Origin of the sequence: Streptomyces sp. NPDC002838 (assembly GCF_040295365.1) — a bacterium.
Lineage (GTDB): Bacteria > Actinomycetota > Actinomycetes > Streptomycetales > Streptomycetaceae > Streptomyces.
The window spans coordinates 1-16,406 of sequence record NZ_JBEOVF010000058.1 but is presented as its reverse complement, the minus strand read 5'-3'; the positions used below and the strand labels follow the sequence as shown (position 1 = coordinate 16,406).

Here is a 16,406-nt window from a genome sequence, read left to right as displayed (position 1 = left end):
TACGGCCTCTTGGTCATTCCTGGGGACCAGTCGGGGACCAACGGGTCAAGGCGGCTCAGGGCCGGGCGAAGTCGAAGCGGGCCTGCTCGCCCCGCCCTCGTACGGCGTGCCCGGCCGCGGCTGTCAGCGGGCCGTCACTGCCAGGGTGACGAGCCGGTCCCACACCCCCGGCTGGTACGCGTGGATGACCGGGCGCGGTTCACCGTCCGGCCAATCGAAAGCGATGCCCGGATTATGATAGTTCGTCCCGTCGGTCAGGAAGAGGTGCGGGCTGCCCCGGACGGCGTCCGTGGCCGACACCTCCCACTGCGTGAACAGCGCCCGGCGGTACGTCCCCGAGCGCAGCGCGTCGTCGAGGGCGTCGCTGTCCACCAAGGAGCAGCGACGGGCGACGGCGATCAGTTCGGAGTGCACGCTGACGCACCGGGATTCGGTGTAGAAGGCGGCGCGCAGCGCCTCGTCGAGCTGATCGCTGCCCTCCAGTCCGCCGATCCGGGGATCCTTGGCGGCCTGGACCGCCTCCATGGCAGGCAGCGTGGTGTCCGGGTACGTGGACGGCGGCGCCTGCCACCCCGTCCAGCCCAGCGCCGGTTCCCGTTCGGCCACCGCGGCCACCTCGGGGTCCAGGATCTCCTTCGGCGTCGGCCTGGAGTTGAACAGCTCCAGGGGGAAGGCCCGGTGGTCGATGGCGAGCGGGGCCTCCGCCCGCCTGATGGCCCTCCTCAGGTGGTGCAGGGCCAGGGTGGCCCACGGGCAGCCGATGTCGGAGTAGACCACCACGGTGCCGTCCGCCGCCGCGAGGTGCGGTACGTCGGGCGTACGCCCCTCCAGGGGCTCGGCGGACGGCTTCGGTGCCGCGGTCGGGGTCATCGGGCGGCCAGGGCCGGATCGGCCGGGGCGGGCCGGGCGAAGGTCCGGTCGCAGTAGACCAGTGGCATCCCGCCGCCGGTGTGGGCCGCCTCCGCGCGGCCGATCAGGATGCTGTGGTCGCCGCCGTCGGCGATGTCGTGCATCGAGCAGGCCAGCCGGGCCGACGCCCTGGGCAGACCGGGCAGGCCGAGTTCGCACGGCGCCATGTCACCCGCGGCGAACCGGTCGGTGCCCGACTTGGCGAAGCGCAGGGCGACATCGGACTGTTCCTCGGACAGCACGTTGATGAGGAACCGGTCGGCCTCGAGGAACGCCTGGTGGGTGCTGGCGGCCTTGTCCAGGCACACGAGGACCAGCGGCGGACTGAGGGACAGGGAGCTGAACGAACTCGCCGTGAACCCCCAGGACTGCCCGGACGGGCTGACGGTGGTGACGACGGTGACGGGGCCCGGGACACGGGCCAGGGCCTGGGTGAAATCGGTGGTGTCGAGAGACATCGGGTCTTTCCTCCTCCTGGCGGTCGGCCGTACGCGGGGCCCGGGCGGGCTGCCGTGCCGCGGGGCGGCGGCCCGCCCGCCCGGACCGCGGGCTGGGGTCAGACAAGTGCGGGGCTGGCGTCCGGCGTCTCACCTCCGTCGGCCCGCGGTGCGGCGCCCGCTCCGCCGACTGGCCGGACGCTCGGCTCGGCCTCCAGCCAGACACCGCTCGGCGTGCCGAAGACCGGGTCGTGACCGCGCCCGTCGTAGATCACCTCGCCGCGGCGCACGGTGACGTCGGGGCGTCCGGTGAAGGTCCAGCCCTCGTAGGCCGACCAGCCGCACTTGGCGTGCACGTCGGCGGCGGACATGATCCAGGTGGCTTCCGGGTCGAAGAGGGCCAGATCGGCGTCGTATCCGGGCGCGACACGGCCCTTGCGTCCAGCGATGCCGAACAGCTCGGCGGGCCGCTGCGAGCTGAAGCCCGCGACGCGGGTCATCACCTCGTCCAGGGGCATCTCCGGGAACCGGCGGCGCATGCCCGTGAAGACCGCGGTGACCAGTTCCTGCACGCCGGGCAGTCCGGGCGGCGAGTCCTGTACGGACCTCGACTTCTCCTCGATGGTGTGCGGTGCGTGGTCGCTGCCGATCGTGGCCACCGCCCCGTCGACCAGGCCCCGCCACAGCCGGCTCTGGTCGGCGACGGTGCGGATGGCGGGGCTGAGCCGGATACGGGCGCCCAGCCGCTGTGTGTCGTCGGCCGAGAACGACAGGTGATGGGCCGTCACCTCGTGGGTGACGGGCAGTCCGGCGTGGTGCGCGGCCCGCAGCAGTTCGGACTCCTCGGCGGAGGAGACGTGCACGACGTGCACGGAGGTGCCGTGCCTGCGGACCAGTTCGATCACCTTGGCCGCCGCCACGATGCCGCCGCTGCGGGGCCGGGAGGGCTCGTAGTCGCCGTATCCGGCCGGGGGACCCAAGAGGCCGTCCAGGAGGGAGAAGACCGCGTCGTCCTCCGCGTGCAGCAGCAGCCTGAGGCCGCGCTCCGCGGCGATCGCGAAGATCCGGTCGAGAACCAGCGGGTCCCGGATGACGTGCGGAGCCGTGTGGTGGCCCGTCATGAAGACCTTGACGGACGTGGCCTCGCGGGGGGTGAGCCGGTGCAGGTTCTCCACGGTGGACTCGGTGACACCGAAGTGGAACCGGTAGTCGACCAGCGACTCGCCGTCGATCAGCGCGGCCTTGCCCTCCGCCTCGCCGGGATCGGTCAGCGGCGGCTGGGTGTTGGGCATGTCGATGACCGTGGTGACACCGCCGGCCGCCGCCGCACGGCTTCCGTGGGCCCAGTCCTCCTTGTACGTCAGACCGGGCGTCCGGAAGTGGACGTGCGAGTCGATCGCGCCGGGCAGCAGGTAGCGGCCCTGGGCGTCGAGGGTGCGGCGGGCGAGCGGCACGGCCCCGCTCGCGGTGACCGCGGCGATACGCCCGCCGCGCACGGCGACCCCGCCGCCGACCACCCCCTGCGGGGTGACCACCCGCGCGTTGGTGATGTGCAGGTCGAATCCGTCGGCCGGCACGGCGCCCGGCCCTGTCGTGGTCGAGGTCATGTTCTCCGCCTTGTTGTCGTTCACCGGGCCCATCCCGCGCTCACCAGGTCCCGGCACAGATCGTTGGTCGGGCCCATCAGGCCGACGGCACGTGCGTCGCGTGCCAGCTTGTTGAGCTGGTGGCCGCGCAGGAAACCGGCGCTGCCCAGCAGCCGCAGGGCCTCCTGGCACACCTCCTCCGAGACGGTGGAGGCTATGACCTTGCTGTACAGCGTGGTGGTCCCCGGGTCGTCGGCGTCCTTGCGGCCGGCCCGCTCGACCAGGGCCCGCGCCGCCTCGACCCGGGCGCCGAGGTCGACGAGCCGGTGCCGGGCGGCCTGCTGCCGGGCCAGGCCCCGGCGCTCGGCGTGCGCCATGACCAGGCGGTAGGCGGACTCGGCGATGCCGGTCGACACCGCGCCGAGGGTGGCGCCCGACTCGCGGACACCGGCGATGATGGACGTCGCCCGGCCGACCGGGCCGAGGACGGAGCCGGAGTCCACCTGGCATTCGTGCAGTTCCACGAAGCCCGTGGCGGAGGCGCGCATGCCCACCAGGTCCATGCCGGTGTCGGCGACCAGCCCCGGAGTGCCGGACTCGACGAGGAAGAAGGTCTGCCCGTCGCTGCCGTAGGTGCTGTCCGTGTCACCGGGCTCGGAGGACTGGGCGAGCACCAGGTAGAGCTGGGCGATCCCGGCTCCGGTGGTGAACGTCTTGGCGCCGTCCAGCACCCAGCCGTCATCGCTGCGCCGGGCCTTCGTCGACAGGTTGCGCTTGTCCGCTCCGGCGCCGCTCTCGCTCCAGGCGGAGGCGGCGATCCACTCGCCGCTCGCCAGCAGGGGGAGGTAGCCGCCCCGCTGCTCGGCGGACCCCCACTCGCCGATCCTGGCGCTCACCGCGTAGTGCTGGAACAGGATGATGGCCAGGGACGGGTCGGCCGCCGCGACCAGTTCGATCAGCCGGTTGGTCAGGACCGCGTCACCGCCGAGGCCCCCGTGTTCCACCGCGATCGCGGCACCCAGGATCCCGGAGGAGCGCAGGGCCGCGAAGACCTGCGGCGGCAGTTCCCCGGCTTCGTCGGCCTCCGCGGCCGCCGCGCGGACGACGTCCAGCAGCGGGGCGTAGCGCTCGGCGAGCTCCTCGTGGGAGGGAATGGGCGTCAGACTGTCAGTGGCAGGCATGCGGAGTCCTCCTGGTAGTGGTAGTCGCGCAGCGGGGTGATGTCCGCCGGGCTGGTGAGACGGGCCAGCTTGCGGCTGACGCTGACCCACTGGAGTACGTCATCGGAACCGTCGCCGGAACCGTCGGACGCGGGGGTGACGAACGCCTTGGCGGCGGTGCCGCCGGAGGCCGTGGCGATCTCGACCACGCTGTCGTTCAACCCGGCCTGCCGGGCCAGCCGCGCGGGCAGCGCACCGGGGACCCCCGCGGCCGCCGCCAGGCAGATCGTGCCGGTCAGGGCCACGCTGGGGTGCCACTTGGGCACGGACACGGCACGCACCGTCAGGCGGCCCGGCTCATAGGCGCCGAGTGCGGCGACCTTCGGGAAGGCTCCGCTGCGGGGCCAGTGGAGCAGGTCGGCCGCCGCCTCGCGGATCCGCAGCAGGCGCTCGTACACCTCGTCGCCGGCGCCGAACAGCTCCTGCTCTCCGGTGATGCCGAGCTCCCGGGCATCGACGAAGACGTACGGGTTGCCCATGGAGACCAGCGACGCCTCGTACACGCCGGAGTCGGTGAGTAACTGGTCCGTGGGCCGGCCGGTGAGCAGCAGGTCCCGCATCCGCACGCCGGCGTCCTGGAGGAAGTGCACCGTGAAGCTGCCGCTGCGGCGCCGTGCCTCGTCCACCTCGCAGACCACGTGGTCGCCGTTGTTGAGCACCCGCACCCGGACCCGCCCGCCGGGGGCGAGCCGGGGCAGCCAGCCCCGCTCCTCGGCGCAGACCACCGAGGCGAGGATGGAGTGGCCGCAACTGCCCCGGAAGTCGAAGCTGTCCAGGGCGTCGGGCAATGCCTGGACGAATCGGTAGTCCAGGTCGAACAGCGGGTGGTCGGACGGGGACACCAGCGCCATCTTGAGGACGTGCGCCTGGCCGTTGCCGGCCAGCCACTCGCGGGCCACCGTGAGCACGGGACGCAGCTGCGCCTCCTCGCCCGGCAGCCGTGTGGCGTCCAGTACGACGGTGGGAGTGGGGGCGCCTTCCACGTGCGCTATGTGGCCGATCACTTCTGCCCCTCCAGAGTGCGTTCGCCGGCGGTCATGGACGCGGGCGGTCCGCAGAACTGCTCGAGCCACAGCTCGTGGACCATCAGCGACCAGATAGCCATGGCCGCCTGGTCGTTGGGGGCGCTCGCCTGGGTCTCGAAGAGGGCGTCGACGCGCTGCGGGTCGAGCTGGCCACGGCTGCGCAGCCGGTCGGCGGACAGCGCGTCGCGTGCGAAGTCCATCAGCGGCTGGCCGGGCCGCAACATGGCGGTGATCGGCAGGGTGAACGGCTGCTTGGGACGGTTCAGCACGGAGTCCGGCAGCAGGCCCTCGGCCGCCGAGTACAGGACCTTCTTGCCCTTGCCGGGCGCGATCTTCAGATCCCGCGGCAGGGAGCGGGCGTGCTGGACGACGCTGGGCTGGCAGAACGGCAGCCGCACCTCCACGGAGGCCGACATGCTCAGGTGGTCGACGCGGCGCAGGTGGTAGGCGGGCAGCCGGCTGCCGATCTCGAAGTCCGTCAGGACCTCCAGGGTGTCGCCCGACGCGGCACGCAGGTGCTCCGCGATGAGGTCGGAGGACGATCCACTGGCGGAGACGAAGGCGCGGTACTCCGGGGAGTACAGCGATTCGCGCAGGGACTTCGGCACGGCGGCCAGCGCGTCGACGTACGGCGTCACCCAGTCGGTGCCGAACGGGGCGCTCACCGCCTTCCTGATGCGGTCGTAGCCGCCGAACAGCTCGTCGGCCGCGTCTCCGGTGAGGGCGACCTTGAAGCCCGCGTCGCGGACCGAGGCGAACAGCGCGTAGGTGCTCAGGGTGATCGGGTCGGCGTTGGGCTGGCCCAGGTGCCAGACCACGTCCGACAGCAGGGACGGGAACGACGCGGGGTCGAGCTCGATCTGGTGGTAGCGCGTACCGCAGCGCTCGGCCACTTCCCGGGCGAACGCGCGCTCGTCCGACGGCCAGGTTCCGCGGTAGGCGATGTTGAAGGTGTGGAGGCCTGGGACCTTCTCCGCGGCCAGGGCCGTCACGAGGCTGGAGTCGAGTCCGCCGCTGGTGATGGTGGCGACGGGTACGTCGGCCAGGGTGAGCCGGTGCACCTCGTCCCGCAGCCGGTCGCGCACCTGCTGTGTGGCCTCCGCCTCGTCGGCGGGCGTGCCGGCGGCGCGGGTCACCTCGCGGCGGGTGATGTGCAGACCGGCCGAGAGGGTGACGCGGGCGGTCGCCGCGGGCGGCAGCACGCTGATCCCCTCGAACATCGTCTGCTCGCCGAACGGCGTCTTGGTCGCCAGATAGGCGTCAAGACCGGCGTCCCAGGGACGCGCGGTGACGTTGCGGAAGGACAGTAGCGCCGGCAGCTCGGAGGAGAAGTACAGGTGCCGCGAGGAGGCCTCCCAGTGGTAGTAGAGAGGCTTCATGCCGACGTCGTCGGTCGCGAGGACCAGGGTCGGCTCGTCGCGCAGGTCGACGAGGGCGACGGAGTACATGCCGTCGAGCTGCTCGGGGAACCGCATCCCGTACTCGGCGTAGAGGGCGGGGATGACGGAGCCGTCGCAGGTGTCCGCGAAGCGGTGGCCCTTGGCGGAGAGCCGGTCCCGCAGCTCCTGGTGGTTGTAGATCTCGCCGTTGAACACCGCGACGATGTCCTCGCCCAGCCGGTACGGCTGGTCGCCACCGTCGAGGTCCATGATCGCGAGTCGGTTGTTGCCCAGTGCCCATCCGGCACCGGCGGCCTGGGTCTGCGCGTCGGGGCCGCCGTGCCGCTGGAGCGCGGCGACGGACTTCAGTTCGTGGGGGGTCGCTTCGGCATCGAAGTGGCCGAATATCCTGCACATGACTGGATCACCGAACCTTTGGAAATGGCTGTGCTCAGGGAGAACGTCGGTCGAACAGGTGACAGGCGCCTTCACGGCGCGTATTTTCTAGAGCTCGGAAGCCAGCTTTCCCCCCTTGCCCCAGTAGCTGGTCTCGACTTCGCGGATAATGACCGTGACCGCTTCCAGCGGGCATTCGGCAATGCGGGAAACGGTGGAAGAAATCTCGTCGACTGCTTCTCGGCGCCCGTCCTCGTTGCTTCCGGACCACCAGTCGATGGTGACTACAGGCATATGCCTATCCTTACTACTGTGGGGTAACGTTGGAGTGTGGACGGCAGCGACTCTGCTACCTGCGAAGGCGTGGGTGAGCAGGAGGCTCTGCGAGGCGAAGGGAGAGGTCAGGCGTCGCATGTCGACTGGTATGGCGCCAGCCTCAAAACCGCTGTGATCAGCGTGAATGTCATTGATCCCCCGGATTGCGCTCGAGGTGTTCGCACGCCCTCGGGCTGCCTTTCCTGCGTAGCGGCCCCCTTTGGCCGCGGGTTCTCCCAGAAATGGGAGCCGCCTTCGCGGAACGTCTGACGTTGGCCGCGCCGACGACAACACGGAAGCACATCGGCAGCACCGTCAGCAACCTGATCCTGTCTTTTTCCACGCCTTTTACCTGGCAGTTTTCGGGCATGCGAAAACCACAGGCCGGCTGCATTTTCGTGTCGGTCTGACGGGGGGAAACGCGATATGAAGTTTGGCTTGGCGGTGACAGGTCCGGACGGATTCCGGGATTCCGGTCGTGGACACCCCGGTCCGGACGGGTCCTGACGCCGGACCGGCGCCGGGCGCGCCGCCGGTGGATCAGTGGGGCACACGACGGGGCGGGTGCGGGTTCGTGGGGTTCGGGATGTGGGCCTGTGTCTGGTCGGAGACCGTCGTGCCTGTGCTCGCGCACGGCCCGGGTTTCTTGCTCAGGGGGCGCCTTGCCCGTGGCGGGCTCGTCGTGCGGGTGCCGGTGGCGGCGCCTGCACCCGAGGCGATGCGTGCCGGTAGCGGTACCGGCGGTGCGGACGCGTCCGGGGTCATGCGTGCCTGGGCGGACTGCGGCGCCGTGCGGGCCCGATGCCGGTAGCGGTACCGGCGGTCCGGGCACGTAGGGCCCGTGGCTTGTCCGGGCGGAGTCGCGATGCCTGAGCCCGTGGCGGCGCCAGGGCTGGAACGCGCACTCGGAGCCCTGGCGGTACGGGCGGTCCGCGCCCGTATGGCCCGTGGCATGCCTGAGCGGGATCGCGCTGCCCGTGGCAGTGCCGAGGCCGGACGCGCCCCCCCGAGCCCGTAGCCGCACGGGCAGACAGGACGCGTACAGGTCCCCGGCATGCCCGGAGTAGGGGCAGTCAGGACGCGCACGGACCGTGGCACACCTGGGCAGGACCGCGATGCCGCCGCCCTTGCCAGGTGCGGACCCCGTGCCCGGGCGGAGACCCGGCCCTGGGGCCCGCAGCCGTACCGTCGCCTTGGACGTACGGCCACACACCTCCGCGCCAGGCCTGCCCGGACACGGCTGAGCCTGGCCCGGGTGGGCCAGGCTCATGGGGCGTCAGACGGTCTTGAGCTGTCCGCCGTCGACGACCAGGTCGGCACCGTTGAGGGCACGGGTGCGTCCGTTCGCGAGCATGCGGACGACCTCGGCGACCTCCTCCGGCTCGGTGAGCCGGCCGGTGGTCAGGCCGGCGGCGGCCGGGAAGCCCTCGAGGAACTCCTCGAGGCTCTTGCCCGAGGCGGCGGCCAGGCCGGCGCCGAAGCCGTCGGAGTCGAGCCAGGCCGGGGTGCGGGTCGGGCCGGGGGAGACGGTGTTCACCCGGACGCCCTTCGGGCCGAGTTCCATGGACAGGGCCTTGCTGAAGTTGGTCAGGGCCGCCTTCGCGGCGCCGTAGTCCACGGTCGGCGGCTGGGGGCCACGCGCCCGGGCGGACGAGACGTTGACAATGGCGCCCTGACGCTCGATCAGCTGCGGCAGCGCGGCGCGAATGGTGCGTACGACGCCGAAGAAGTTCAGCTCGAACGTGCTCTGCCACTCCGCGTCGTCGATCGCGGCGAAGCCGCTGGTCCTCGGCGAGAAGGCGCCGACGTTGTTGACGAGGACGTCGATGGCGCCCACGCCCTCCTGGGCCTGCCTGATGAGTTCGGCCGGTCCCTCGGGCGTGGACAGGTCGACGGAGACGGTCAGGGACGCGGCCTCCTTCAGCTCGGGGGTGATGGTGCGCGCCGCGCCGACGACCTTGAAGCCGTCCTCTTCCAGAGCGCGGGTCACCGCGAGCCCGATGCCCTTGCTCGCGCCGGTCACCACAGCTGTCTTCACCGTCATCGGTTGAACTCCTTGAAATGCGTGTCGGTAGGTACCCGGGAGGTCCCGGGAGAGGGGCCGGTCCTGTGACTCAGCGACCCCGGGCGTAGTCGTAGGAGGCGAGGAGGATCTGCCAGACCACCTCGATCTCGTCGCGGTCGCGCGGTCCGAAGACCAGCTCGGTGTTCTGGATGGGGTGCGGGATGCCCCAACCGGCCTCGGTCACCAGCTTCTTGGTGTCCTCGGGAAGGGTGAGGTGCACGCTCCCGTCCTGGGGCGGGTGCTGGTGGGCGAACTCCCGGCTGTTACGGATGAACGCGTCGTCCGGGCCGGTCCCGAACTCGGGCGCGAGGTGGATCGCGCGCGCCTCCGGGTACGGGACGTGGGTGGGAGCCAGATAGACCCCGCTCAGCGAGCGCATGCGCTGCCAGAGTTCCTCCTGCAGCGGAGTGGGTGCCACCTGGTCCAGCTGGCCGTGCGGGACGGGGCCCCTGGTACGCGGGGCGGGTCCCGGCCTGTCGGAAAGGTTCACGGGGACTTCTCCTGTCGGGTTCTCAGACGGCCTGCACGTCCGCGGACACACCCGCGGCGCGGTACAGGGCGGGATCGAAGGGGGTCGGGCCGCCGCAGGTGATGAACTCGGCGGTGTCCTGCCCGTCGCCGCCCGGCTTGCGGGCACCGTGCGGTACCCCCGGCGGGGCGAACAGCACGTCCCCGGCCTCGACGTCGTTCCACTGGTCGTGCATGTAGAGCTGGCCGACGCCCTGGAAGGCGATGAACGCCTCCTCGCTGTCCGGGTGGACGTGCACGTTGAACGTCTGTCCGGGCTGCTGCACACCGCAGTGCAGGCACAGCCGGGGGCTGCCGGTGCCGGGCCAGAAGACGAAGTTCATGACCGCGCCCTCGCCCTCGGTGGGGGTCTCGCCGATGCCCGAGAAGCCGCGCAGCTGGACGTCGTCGTCGCTGAGGGCCCCGGCGAGCTTGGGCGAGTCCGCCCGTGTCTCGCCGCCGCCGAGCTTGGTGCGCCAGACGTAGGCCGTCATGCCCTCGTCGTCGGCGGCCAGTTCCAGGGTCTTGCCGGTGGGCGAGTAGACCGAGGAACCACGCCCCAGCTGAAACCTTTCTCCAGTGACATCGCCATGGCCGGCCCCTTCGAGGACGACCACGGTGTTCTCCTCCTCGAAGGCCCACCCCAGCCGCCACACGGCTCCCGGGGCGATGTCCACGACGTTGAGCTTGACCAGCTCTGCGCCCATCGCGGGCCCCACCGGTTCGGCGACGGACCCCCAGTCGAAGGAGGAGAACACGAACTCGGACCGCCGGATGATGCAGCCCTTGGCGTCGGTGACAGACATGCGTTCCTTTCCCGAGCGGGCAGGGGTCGGCCGCGGGTCGGCCTGTGCCCGCTCGGCTGTGTACGGACTATGCGGCGCTGGGGCCCGTCACTCGGGCAGTGCCTCCAGCGCGGTGTCGATGATCGAGGTGAGCAGGTCCCGGTCCGGGACGGAGATGCTCATCACGCGCAGTCCCTGCACCATCGTGGTGAAGAACGCGGAGATGCTCGCCACGTCCGCCCCGGAGGGGAGCTCGCCGGATGCCCTGGCGGCGTGCAGGGCCGAGGCGAACGCGGCCTGCGTCGCGCTCATCGCGTCATGCGCAATGCGCGCCGCCGTCGGGTCGTGCGCGGCCCGCTCGACGATCGCTCCGACCAGCAGACAGCCGGGGCGATCCTGTGCCGACAGCGAGTCCTCGACGCGCTCCATCAACAGGTCGCGCACGACCTGGCGGATGGGCACCTGACGGGCCAACTGGTCCCGCAGGCGCCGGTTCGTGACGTCGACATAGCGGCGCAGCGAACGCTCATACACCTCCTGTTTGGTCCCGAAGGCGGCGTAGAGAGAACCGCGTCCCAGACCGGTCGCCTCGCACAGGTCCGAGACCGAGGTCGCCTCGTACCCCTTCGTCCAGAACACCTGCATGATCTTGAGCAGGACCTCATCCTCTGCGAAGCCGCGCTGTCTCGTCATGTCCCGAACGTAGGCAGCGTCGGACCGATCGGTCAAGAAAGTGATCGCTCGGCAAGCTCTTGTTCGGCCAGTTCCCAAGCACTTTGAAACACAATGCGGCTTTTATGCGGCACTCGACTGTCTGAAAGTGGACCTCTTACTGGACCGATCGTCCCTGAATGATTAGCGTGGCCGACGTATCGCTGGAGGATTCCGCGGGTCTACGAGCCCGTCGCACGGTCCGCCGCTCACTCCGCCGCCCATCGCCGGCGGCCGCATCCCCCCGGAATCGCGCGCTTCATCGCGGCATTCCGGCGTTCAGCGCCAGGTGGGGACCGCCGAGGTGGCCCGAGGTGGCCCTCCGTAGCGCCCCGTGGGGGCTCCTCCTTCCGCCACGCCCGTTTGGAGCGTTCGCTGTGCCAATCGCACTCTTCGTACTCGGTCTGACGATCTTCAGTCTGGGCACGACCGAATTCATGATCGCCGGGCTCCTCCCGGAGCTGGCCCAGTCCTTCGGGGTCTCCATCCCCGCCGCCGGACTCCTCATCTCGGCGTTCGCCGTGGGTGCGGCCGTCGGCGCGCCGGCGGTGGCGCTGCTCTCGACGCGGCTGCCGAAGAAGACCACCCTCGTCGTACTGCTCGTCGTGTTCCTCGTGGGCCAGGTCATGGCGGCGACCGCACAGACCTACGAGGTGCTCCTGGTGGCCCGCGTGGTGACCGCCGTCGCACAGAGCGCCTTCTTCGGTATCGGCGCCGTGGTGGCCGCGGATCTCGTACCGCCGTCGAAGCGGGCGAGCGCCATCGCGATCATGTTCGGCGGACTCACCATCGCGACCATCGCCGGTGTGCCGCTGGGCGCCTTCCTCGGGCAGGAGTGGGGCTGGCGGGCCCCGTTCTGGGTCGTCAACGGACTGGCCCTGATCGGGCTGATCGGCGTCATCACCCTCGTACCGCCCCACCGTTCCACCGAGGAGGCGAGCGTCCGCGGCGAGCTGGCGGCCTTCCGCAGCGGCCGGGTGTGGCTGGGACTCGCGACCACGGCACTCAGCCAGGCCGCGCTGTTCGGCTGCTACTCGTACATCGCGCCGCTGCTGACCGACGTGACGGGCTTCTCCGAGGGAGTCGTGCCCGTCCTCCTCGTCCTGTTCGGTGTGGGCACCCTCTGCGGCAGCGTGCTCGGCGGCCGGTTCGCCGACATGAACCTGATGCGCACCCTGTGGGTGGGCATGGTCATCCTCGGCGTGTCCCTCGCGGCGTTCTCCGTCACCGCGCACGACAAGGTCCTGATGACCGCCATGCTGATCGTGTTCGGTGTGGCCGGATTCCTCATCAACCCGGGCCTGCAGACCCGGGTCCTGAACGAGGCCAAGGGCGCGGCGACCCTGGCCAGCGCCGGCAACATCTCGGCGTTCAACATCGGCAACGCGGTTGGACCGTGGGCCGCCGGACTGGCCATCAGCGCCGGCCACGGTTACCTCTCGCCGAGCTGGGTCGCGATGGCCTTCGCCGGTTGCGCACTGATCACGGCCCTGGCCGGCAGCGCGGTCGACGCCGTCGAGCGCCGCCGCACGCCGGTGGCCTACCGGACCGCCCCCGAGGCACCGGTGACGGAGGCGGATGCCGGGATGACCGACGAGCTCCGGCCGGCCGCCGCCACCGCCGAGCGGTCCTCCCAGTGAGGAGCACACGATGAAAGCGTCGGCACAAACGGCACAGGTGCTCGTCGTGGGCGGAGGCCCCGTCGGCATGCTGCTCGCCGCCGAACTGGCCGAACGCGGCGTCCACACCGTGGTGCTGGAGGCCGAGACCACGCCGCGGGACGTGCCCCGGGCCGGCACGCTGCACGCCCGCACCGTGCAGACCCTGCTGCGCCGCGGCTACCTCAGCGTGCCGGACGCCACGGACCCCGGAGACCCGCGCGCACGGCGCTCCACCGGCTTCCACTTCGCCGGCATGCCCCTGCTGCGCATCTCGGCACCCACGGCCGAGGGCCCGCCCATCCTCGGCGTCTCCCAGTCGGCACTGGAGGAGACCTTCGCAGCACGGGCCAAGGAGGCCGGTGCCGTCGTCCTGCGGGACCACACGGTCTGCGAAGTGCGGTCGTCCGAGCGGTCGGTACGGGTCACCGCCCTCACCGGCGACGGGACCCGCACCTTCGACGCGGACTACGTGGCCGGCTGTGACGGTGCCCGCAGCGTGGTCCGGACGCAGGCCGGGTTCCCGGTCACCGAGACACCGGCGACCTTCAGCGGTCTGATCGGCAGCGTCCGGCTGGCCGAACCGGCCGCCGTCCCGGACGGCTGGACGCGCGGCGAGGGCGGCTGGACGCTGATCAACGTCAATCCGTACGGGCACAGCCGGGTCCTCACGCATGACTTCTCCCGGCCGCTGCCCTCGCGGCGGGAGCAGGTCACGCTGGCGGGGCTGCGCCGGGTGACGGAGCGCATCCTGAACCGCGACGTGCCGATGGACCAGCCCGTTCACCTGTCGCGGTTCAGCGACTTCTCCCGGCTGTCCGACACCTACCGCAGCGGGCGCGTCCTGCTCGCAGGCGACGCCGCGCACACCCACGCCCCGCTGGGAGGCCAGGGGCTGAACACCGGGATCCAGGACGCGGTCAACCTCGGCTGGAAGCTCGCGTCGGTGGTCCACGGCCATACCACGCCGGACCTCCTCGACACCTACGGGGCGGAACGCCGCCCCGTGGCCGAGCGCGTCATCGCCAACACCCGGGTGCAGGCCAGGCTGATGGATCCGGACGCCGAGGACGGTCCTCCGTCAGCCTCTCTTGGGGAACTCATCCGGGTTCCGGAGGCGGGCCGGCGGGTGGCCGACGAGATCAGCGGGCAGAGCGTGGCGTACGCCATCCCCTCCTGCCCGCACCCGTGGGCGGGCCGTTTCCTGCCCAACCACCGGCTGAAAGCCGACACAGGCGACCACACGGTGGCCGAACTGCTCGGCGCGGGACGGCCCCTGCTGGTGCTCACGCCCGAAGCCGAGGGCGCCCTGGACCGTACGGCCCTCGGCTGGCGGGACCGGCTGAACTCCGTACGCCTGCGCGGTGGCCCGCCGCCGGGCTGGCCCGCCGAGGCCCTGCTGTGCCGGCCCGACGGTTACGTGGCCTGGGCCGCCGAGCCCGGCACGGCGACTTCGGCCCGTCTTGCCGAGGGCCTCACCAGGTGGCTCGGACCACCGGCGGCACATGTGCCTGAACTCCTTCGACCTGATCAGACGTCAGCCGCTCCCGAACACGACCCGTGCCCGGGCCGGGCATGACAGAGAGGGAACAGATGAGTGGAACAGACCGCCGCACGCTGATCACCCGTGCCGGCACGCTCGCCGGCGCCGCCTCGGTGACCGCGCTGTCGCCCCGTCCGGCGCAGGCCGCCCCGTCCGGCGCCATCGCCACCGGCACCGGGGCGGTCATACGGTCCGGTGACCTCAGGTACGCGACGCTGACCACCGGCAACAACCAGCGCTTCGTCGCCAGGCCTGAGTACTTCAGGATGATCCGATCGGCCGCGGACGCCGAGTCGGCCCTGCGGCGGGCCGTCGACGACGGCAAGAAGGTTTCCGTACGCAGCGGTGGCCACTGCTTCGCCGACCTGGTCTGCAATCCCGGGGTCGAGGTACTGCTCGACTTCTCCGAGATGACGGACGTGTCGTACGACCCGTCGATGCGCGCCTTCGCGGTGGAGCCCGGCGCCCGGCTGCTGAACGTGTACGAGACGCTGTTCAAGGGCTGGGGCGTCACTCTGCCCGGCGGCATGTGCTACAGCGTCGGCGCCGGCGGGCATGTGGCCGGTGGCGGCTACGGCATGCTCTCCCGCGCGCACGGACTGGTGGTGGACCACCTGTACGCCGTGGAGGTCGTGGTGGTGGACCGGTCGGGCGGGGTGCGCACGGTCGTGGCGACCCGCGAGGAGGACGACCCCCACCGCGACCTGTGGTGGGCCCACACCGGCGGCGGTGGCGGCAACTTCGGCCTGGTCACCCGCTACTGGTTCCGCTCGCCCGGGGCGCGGGGAGCCGAGCCGGACCGGCAGCTCGTACGGCCGCCCGCGGGTGTGCTGGCCAGCGCGCTGTCGTTCCCGTGGGAGCAGCTGAACGAACAGCGGTTCGGCCGGCTGCTGCGCAACTACGGGGCCTGGCACGAGGCCAACAGCGGGCCGGACTCCCCGAGCCGCGCGCTCAGTTCGGTGTTCAACCTCTGTCACCGGGCGCACGGCACCCTGGACCTGTTCACGCAGGTGGACGCCGGCGCCCCCGACGCCGACAAACTGCTCATCAACTTCCTCAAGGCCATCACCGCCGGCACCGGCCTGACGGCGACCACCCTGTCCAAGCCGTCCGGCGATCTGGCCGCGATGCCCCACCTGGCCACCCCACGGCGCCTGCCCTGGCTGAACGCGACCCGGCTGCTCGGTACCAACAATCCCACTCTCACCCACCCTTCTTTGCGCGCCGACCACAAGTCGGCGTACATGCGGACCGGTGTGGACGACCATCAGGTCGCGACCCTCCACCACCACCTCACGTCTGAGGCGCACGCCAACCCGGACGCCATGGTCGTCCTGCTCTCCTTCGGAGGCCGGGTGAACGCCATCTCCCCCAGTGAGACGGCCAGTGTCCAGCGCTCCTCGGCCTTCAAGATGCTGTTCCAGTCCTTCTGGGGGGATCCGGCACAGGACGAGGCGAACATCCGCTGGGTCAGGGAGCTGTACGAGGATTTCTTCCACGCTGCGGGCGGCGTCCCAGCACCGGGGGAGCGCTACCAGGGCTGCTACATCAACTACCCCGACACGGACCTGAGGGACCCTCACCGCAACCGGTCCGGCACCCCGTGGCACACCCTCTACTACGGAGACAACTACCAGCGCCTCCAGCGGACCAAGCGGCTGTGGGACCCGTCCGGCTTCTTCCACCACTCCCTGTCCGTAGAGCCCTGACACTCCAGGCGCGTGTGCGGGCGCGGCGCGACTCGCGTGGAAGATGGCTGACGATCGAACCACCCGCGCTGATCATGTGGCGAAGGGCGACGAGCTGCAGCCGTACGACGCGGCGGCGCTGAGGTCCCTCAGCTGAGGGGCCCTCAGAGGTTGCCCATCGG

At 71.1% G+C, this 16,406-nt stretch carries 15 protein-coding genes; 4 read left to right on the top strand and 11 right to left on the bottom strand.

Annotated elements, in window-relative coordinates:
* Positions 1–123: 123 nt before the first annotated feature.
* The 7 genes from ABT063_RS43340 to ABT063_RS43310 all read right to left on the bottom strand — a co-directional run bounded on the left by ABT063_RS43340 (position 124) and on the right by ABT063_RS43310 (position 7,246).
* Positions 124–870, bottom strand: coding sequence for a DsbA family oxidoreductase (locus ABT063_RS43340; protein WP_351066471.1), 747 nt, complete (start codon positions 868–870; stop codon positions 124–126).
* Positions 867–1,367, bottom strand: a complete 501-nt coding sequence (locus ABT063_RS43335; RefSeq protein WP_351066470.1) for a flavin reductase family protein — start codon at positions 1,365–1,367, stop codon at positions 867–869. The genes ABT063_RS43340 and ABT063_RS43335 overlap by 4 nt, the downstream gene beginning before the upstream one ends.
* A 98-nt stretch (positions 1,368–1,465) precedes the next feature.
* Entirely contained in the window at positions 1,466–2,977 is a 1,512-nt protein-coding gene (locus ABT063_RS43330) for a dihydroorotase (RefSeq protein ID WP_351066469.1), read from the bottom strand.
* Positions 2,974–4,113: an acyl-CoA dehydrogenase family protein gene (locus tag ABT063_RS43325; protein ID WP_351066468.1), complete on the bottom strand. Its 1,140-nt coding sequence runs from the start codon at positions 4,111–4,113 to the stop codon at positions 2,974–2,976. Before ABT063_RS43325 ends, ABT063_RS43330 begins: the two co-directional genes overlap by 4 nt.
* Positions 4,092–5,156: a PrpF domain-containing protein gene (locus ABT063_RS43320; RefSeq protein WP_351066467.1), complete on the bottom strand. Its 1,065-nt coding sequence runs from the start codon at positions 5,154–5,156 to the stop codon at positions 4,092–4,094. Before ABT063_RS43320 ends, ABT063_RS43325 begins: the two co-directional genes overlap by 22 nt.
* The gene (asnB, locus tag ABT063_RS43315; RefSeq protein WP_351066466.1) at positions 5,153–6,973 is read right to left on the bottom strand and encodes an asparagine synthase (glutamine-hydrolyzing); all 1,821 of its coding nucleotides are present in this window, start codon (positions 6,971–6,973) and stop codon (positions 5,153–5,155) included. Before asnB ends, ABT063_RS43320 begins: the two co-directional genes overlap by 4 nt.
* Positions 6,974–7,060: 87 nt before the next feature.
* Complete coding sequence (locus ABT063_RS43310) at positions 7,061–7,246, bottom strand: tautomerase family protein (protein WP_351066465.1); 186 nt, start codon at positions 7,244–7,246, stop codon at positions 7,061–7,063.
* A gap of 263 nt (positions 7,247–7,509) precedes the next feature.
* Here ABT063_RS43310 and ABT063_RS43305 point away from each other — a divergent pair, with 263 nt between their 5' ends.
* Entirely contained in the window at positions 7,510–7,677 is a 168-nt protein-coding gene (locus tag ABT063_RS43305; protein ID WP_351066464.1) for a hypothetical protein, read from the top strand.
* 866 nt (positions 7,678–8,543) lie between these two features.
* On the opposite strand, the gene ABT063_RS43300 is transcribed toward ABT063_RS43305, so the two are convergent.
* The 4 genes from ABT063_RS43300 to ABT063_RS43285 all read right to left on the bottom strand — a co-directional run bounded on the left by ABT063_RS43300 (position 8,544) and on the right by ABT063_RS43285 (position 11,317).
* A complete protein-coding gene (locus ABT063_RS43300; RefSeq protein ID WP_351066463.1) occupies positions 8,544–9,311 on the bottom strand; it encodes an oxidoreductase in 768 nt (255 codons plus the stop codon).
* 70 nt (positions 9,312–9,381) lie between these two features.
* Positions 9,382–9,822 carry a luciferase domain-containing protein gene (locus ABT063_RS43295; RefSeq protein ID WP_351066462.1) on the bottom strand — a complete coding sequence of 147 codons (441 nt, stop codon included), beginning with the start codon at positions 9,820–9,822 and terminating at the stop codon, positions 9,382–9,384.
* Positions 9,823–9,844: 22 nt separating this feature from the next.
* Positions 9,845–10,645, bottom strand: coding sequence for a cupin domain-containing protein (locus ABT063_RS43290; RefSeq protein ID WP_351066461.1), 801 nt, complete (start codon positions 10,643–10,645; stop codon positions 9,845–9,847).
* Between the two features lie 87 nt (positions 10,646–10,732).
* Positions 10,733–11,317 carry a TetR/AcrR family transcriptional regulator gene (locus ABT063_RS43285; RefSeq protein ID WP_351066460.1) on the bottom strand — a complete coding sequence of 195 codons (585 nt, stop codon included), beginning with the start codon at positions 11,315–11,317 and terminating at the stop codon, positions 10,733–10,735.
* 395 nt (positions 11,318–11,712) lie between these two features.
* On the opposite strand from ABT063_RS43285, the gene ABT063_RS43280 reads away from it, so the two are divergent.
* The 3 genes from ABT063_RS43280 to ABT063_RS43270 are packed head-to-tail and all read left to right on the top strand — an operon-like array spanning position 11,713 to position 16,245.
* Positions 11,713–12,975, top strand: a complete 1,263-nt coding sequence (locus ABT063_RS43280) for a Cmx/CmrA family chloramphenicol efflux MFS transporter (RefSeq protein WP_351066459.1) — start codon at positions 11,713–11,715, stop codon at positions 12,973–12,975.
* Positions 12,976–12,985: 10 nt separating this feature from the next.
* Complete coding sequence (locus tag ABT063_RS43275) at positions 12,986–14,572, top strand: FAD-dependent monooxygenase (protein ID WP_351066458.1); 1,587 nt, start codon at positions 12,986–12,988, stop codon at positions 14,570–14,572.
* Between the two features lie 14 nt (positions 14,573–14,586).
* Positions 14,587–16,245 carry an FAD-binding oxidoreductase gene (locus tag ABT063_RS43270; RefSeq protein ID WP_351066457.1) on the top strand — a complete coding sequence of 553 codons (1,659 nt, stop codon included), beginning with the start codon at positions 14,587–14,589 and terminating at the stop codon, positions 16,243–16,245.
* Positions 16,246–16,406: the final 161 nt, after the last annotated feature.

Coding starts and splice junctions, on each gene's coding strand:
- ABT063_RS43335 (WP_351066470.1), bottom strand. CDS start 1,367: ATGTCTCTCGACACCACCGATTTCACCCAGGCCCTGGCCCGTGTCCCG.
- ABT063_RS43275 (WP_351066458.1), top strand. CDS start 12,986: ATGAAAGCGTCGGCACAAACGGCACAGGTGCTCGTCGTGGGCGGAGGC.
- ABT063_RS43325 (WP_351066468.1), bottom strand. CDS start 4,113: ATGCCTGCCACTGACAGTCTGACGCCCATTCCCTCCCACGAGGAGCTC.
- ABT063_RS43300 (WP_351066463.1), bottom strand. CDS start 9,311: ATGACGGTGAAGACAGCTGTGGTGACCGGCGCGAGCAAGGGCATCGGG.
- ABT063_RS43310 (WP_351066465.1), bottom strand. CDS start 7,246: ATGCCTGTAGTCACCATCGACTGGTGGTCCGGAAGCAACGAGGACGGG.
- ABT063_RS43270 (WP_351066457.1), top strand. CDS start 14,587: ATGAGTGGAACAGACCGCCGCACGCTGATCACCCGTGCCGGCACGCTC.
- ABT063_RS43290 (WP_351066461.1), bottom strand. CDS start 10,645: ATGTCTGTCACCGACGCCAAGGGCTGCATCATCCGGCGGTCCGAGTTC.
- asnB (WP_351066466.1), bottom strand. CDS start 6,973: ATGTGCAGGATATTCGGCCACTTCGATGCCGAAGCGACCCCCCACGAA.
- ABT063_RS43340 (WP_351066471.1), bottom strand. CDS start 870: ATGACCCCGACCGCGGCACCGAAGCCGTCCGCCGAGCCCCTGGAGGGG.
- ABT063_RS43305 (WP_351066464.1), top strand. CDS start 7,510: ATGGGAGCCGCCTTCGCGGAACGTCTGACGTTGGCCGCGCCGACGACA.
- ABT063_RS43285 (WP_351066460.1), bottom strand. CDS start 11,317: ATGACGAGACAGCGCGGCTTCGCAGAGGATGAGGTCCTGCTCAAGATC.